The following is a 3403-nucleotide window of genomic DNA, read 5'->3' on the forward strand; positions in this document are numbered from 1 at the left end:
GCAGGTTGGGCAAGGCCAGCACTGAACCGATAGGAATTAAGGTTATGCCGGTTTTTGTGAAAGGAACATGAAAAACCGGTTGGCGAATCGTTTATCTGTCACTTATACAGCCGCTGTTCAGGCTTGTGCCGTCCATCGCAGCTTTTGTCCGGCAGTGCGGCCAAGTACCTTCTTTACTTCAAGTACATTGCAGTTGTTAGTTGTTAGTTGTTGTTGTGTCGTACACTTTTTACTCAAGGTTTAACGTTTGATTGATTTAGTTGCTGCAACCCCGGTCGCTTCGAAACCCAACCCGATGAGCCTGTACCTCGCGCGTTTGGCGCCTTCCAGCCAACTCACCATGCGCTACGTACTACAAGACGCAGCTGATCGCCTGGGTTTTGAAGACATGAATGTCGAAGAGATTCCCTGGCACGCCCTGCAGCCCGAAGATGTTGTAGCACTGGTGGCAGCATTGCGCGCAGACAACTACGCGCCGAACACTTCTTCGCTGTATGTCAATGCCGTGCGCGGGGTCATGAATGAGGCCTGGCGTATGAGTCTGATCAGCCAGGAGCATCTTTTAAAGATGCGCTCGGTCAAGGGCATCGCCGGTACGCGACTGTCCCAGGGGCGTAATCTCAAGCGCACGCTGATTCACGAATTGATGGAAGTCTGTGCCGCCGACCCGCGCCCGCAAGGCCTGCGCGACGCTGCAATCATTGCGTTGCTGTACGGCACCGGCATGCGCAAATCGGAATCGGTGGATCTGGATCTGAATCAGGTCGACTTCACTGAACGCAGCCTGACGGTCACCGGCAAGGGCAACAAACAACTGATCAAGTACGCCCCGGCGTGGGCGTTCGCCAAACTCGATGCGTGGCTCGAATTGCGCCGTTCGCACCTCAACGAGGGCGAGAGCGACGATGGGTTCCTGTTCAACCGCATTCGCCGTGGCAGCCACATCACCCGCGAGCGCATTACCAAGCACGCGATCTATTACATCGCCCGGCAGCGGGGCACCCAGGTCGGGGTGAAAATCATGCCCCACGATTTCCGTCGTTCATTCATCACCCGGGTGATCGAGGAACACGACCTGTCGATCGCACAGAAACTGGCGCATCACAGCAACATCCAGACCACCGCCAACTACGATGTGCGCGATGACAACGAGCGGCGGCGGGCGGTGGATCGCTTCGATCTCTGATCAGCCCAGGCCAAACACATGCGCCGCACCGAGCACTGACAGGTACACCGAACTGCCGGCGGACGGGGCGTGCATGCCGGTGCTGCGCACCAGGATCGAACGGGCCGATGCTTGCGTGGTAGAGGCGCTCAGCTCGACCGTCAAGGTACAGGTGTTGCCGGCAAAGTCGCGCTCAGTGACGGTCGCATGGCATCCCTGACGGTCACTCGCCACTTCGGCGATCTGCAATTGTTCGGGGCGAAGCATGATGTGCGCGGCGCCGGTAAAGCCATTGCTGTTGACCGGCACCTGACCCAGATCGCAGTGCGCCCAACCGGCCTCGATTCGTGCGGGCAAGACCACGGCTTCACCGAGGAAGTGCGCAGTCTGTTCATCGTCCGGATAACGGTAAAGGTCCATCGGATGCCCGGATTGCACCAGCCGTCCGGCGCGCATGACCGCCAATTGATCGGCGAATGACAACGCTTCGCTCTGGTCGTGGGTCACCAGAATGGTGGTGACGCCGGCGTCTTCGAGCAGGCGCGCGACCATTTTGCGCATGGCGCTGCGCAACCCGGTGTCGAGTGCGGAGAACGGTTCGTCGAGCAGCATCAGGCGTGGCTGCTGCGCCAGCGCACGGGCCAGTGAGACCCGCTGTTGCTGGCCGCCGGACAGCTCGTGGGGCCAACGGCTGGCCATGTTCGCGTCCAACGCGACACTGTCCATCAACTCGAGGATCCGCTGGTTGCGGGCCGCGCCAGTCAGGGCCAGGCCGAAGCCGATATTGGCGGCCACGGTCATGTGCGGGAACAGGGCGCCGTCCTGCGGCACGTAGCCGATCTGCCGTTGATAGGCCGGCACGGCGTGAGTGCGATCAACCAGCGTCTGGCCGTTGAGGGTCAGGCTGCCGGTGTCGGGAAATTCGAACCCGGCGATCATCCGCAGCAGGGTGGTCTTGCCGGAGCCGGAGGGGCCGACGATCACCGTACGGCTGCCGGTCGGCACATTGAGGCTGACGTCGTCGAGCGCCTTTTGCGCGCCGAAGGTTTTACTGAGGTTGAGCAGTTCGAGAGCGTTCATCGGCCAGCGGTACGCCTGGATTGGTGATAGAGAATGGCCGTCAGCGGCAGTGAAAGCAGGATCATCAGCAACGCGTAAGGCGCGGCAGCGGCGTAGTCGATTTCACTGGTCATCGCCCAGAAGCCCGTGGCGAGAGTGCGCGTGCCATTGGGCGCGAGCAGCAGGGTCGCGGTCAGTTCGTTGGTGATCGCCAGAAACACCAGCGCCGCACCGGCGGCAGCACCCGGTGCTGCCAGCCGGACGGTGATCAGCCACAACGCCCGTATTGGCGAGCGCCCCAGGCTTTGCGCGATGTTTTCCAGTTCCACCGGCGCTTGCGCGAAACCGGCTCGCAGGCTGACCAGTGCGCGCGGCAGAAACATCAATAGATACGCGAGCAGCACGGTAATGCTCGTCTGGTAGATCGGCCGGGCGAAATGGATAGTCACGGTCACCAACGCCAGTGCTACGACGATGCCCGGCAGCGAGCTGGTGATGTAGTTGCAACCTTCCAGCAAACGCTGCAGTTTGCCGGGCGAGCGGATCGACAACCAGGCAATCGGAATGGCCGCAACGCTGGTCAGCAAGGCGCCGGCCACCCCATACGACAGGGTCTGCAGCAACGCAGGCAGCAATTCGTCGCCTTGCCAGACTTGCACGCCACCGGCCAGCAGCCAGCGACCCAGTGTCAGTAAGGGCACACCCAAGGCCAACAGGCAGGTCAGGGCTTGCAGCAATAACGCAAAGGTTGTTGCGCCTCGACCCAGTTGCACGTTGCGTTGATCCCGGGCGCTGCCGGAGCCGACTCGGGCATAACGCGCCTGGCCACGGGCAGCGGATTCAGCTGTGAGCATCGCCAGGCAGCACAACGCCAGAACCCCGGCGAGCATATTGGCGGCCGGGCCGTTGAAGGTCGATTTGAACTGGTCGAAGATCGCCGTGGTGAAGGTGTCGAAACGGATCATCGCGTACAGACCGTATTCGGCCAGCAGGTGCAGGCCGACCAGCAACGCGCCACCGCAAATCGCCAGCCGCAATTGCGGCAACACCACGCGAAAAAACACCGCCCACGGCTTGAGCCCCAGCGACTCGGCGACGTCTTCAATAGCCGGGTCGAGACGGCGCAGGGTCGCGGCTACCGGCAGGTACAAAAACGGAAAATAGGCAATCACCGACACC

General features: G+C 61.2%; 3 protein-coding genes. 1 reads left to right on the forward strand and 2 read right to left on the reverse strand.

Annotated features, from left to right (window positions below):
* The first annotated feature begins 295 nt into the window (after positions 1–295).
* The gene (gene xerC / locus DBR24_RS29300) at positions 296–1186 is read left to right on the forward strand and encodes a tyrosine recombinase XerC (RefSeq protein WP_128616442.1); all 891 of its coding nucleotides are present in this window, start codon (positions 296–298) and stop codon (positions 1184–1186) included.
* Here xerC and DBR24_RS29305 read toward each other — a convergent pair whose 3' ends face one another.
* Both DBR24_RS29305 and DBR24_RS29310 read right to left on the reverse strand, forming a co-directional pair.
* Positions 1187–2245 (reverse strand): ABC transporter ATP-binding protein, encoded by a 1059-nt coding sequence (locus tag DBR24_RS29305; RefSeq protein ID WP_128616441.1) that lies wholly within the window; start codon positions 2243–2245, stop codon positions 1187–1189.
* On the reverse strand, positions 2242–3403 hold a 1162-nt coding region (locus DBR24_RS29310; RefSeq protein ID WP_146189146.1), incomplete at its 5' end, for an iron ABC transporter permease. The genes DBR24_RS29310 and DBR24_RS29305, both read right to left, overlap by 4 nt.

The sequence above is a fragment of the Pseudomonas sp. HMWF006 genome (assembly GCF_003061205.1).
GTDB lineage: Bacteria > Pseudomonadota > Gammaproteobacteria > Pseudomonadales > Pseudomonadaceae > Aquipseudomonas > Aquipseudomonas monsensis.

Coding starts and splice junctions, on each gene's coding strand:
- xerC (WP_128616442.1), top strand. CDS start 296: ATGAGCCTGTACCTCGCGCGTTTGGCGCCTTCCAGCCAACTCACCATG.
- DBR24_RS29305 (WP_128616441.1), bottom strand. CDS start 2,245: ATGAACGCTCTCGAACTGCTCAACCTCAGTAAAACCTTCGGCGCGCAA.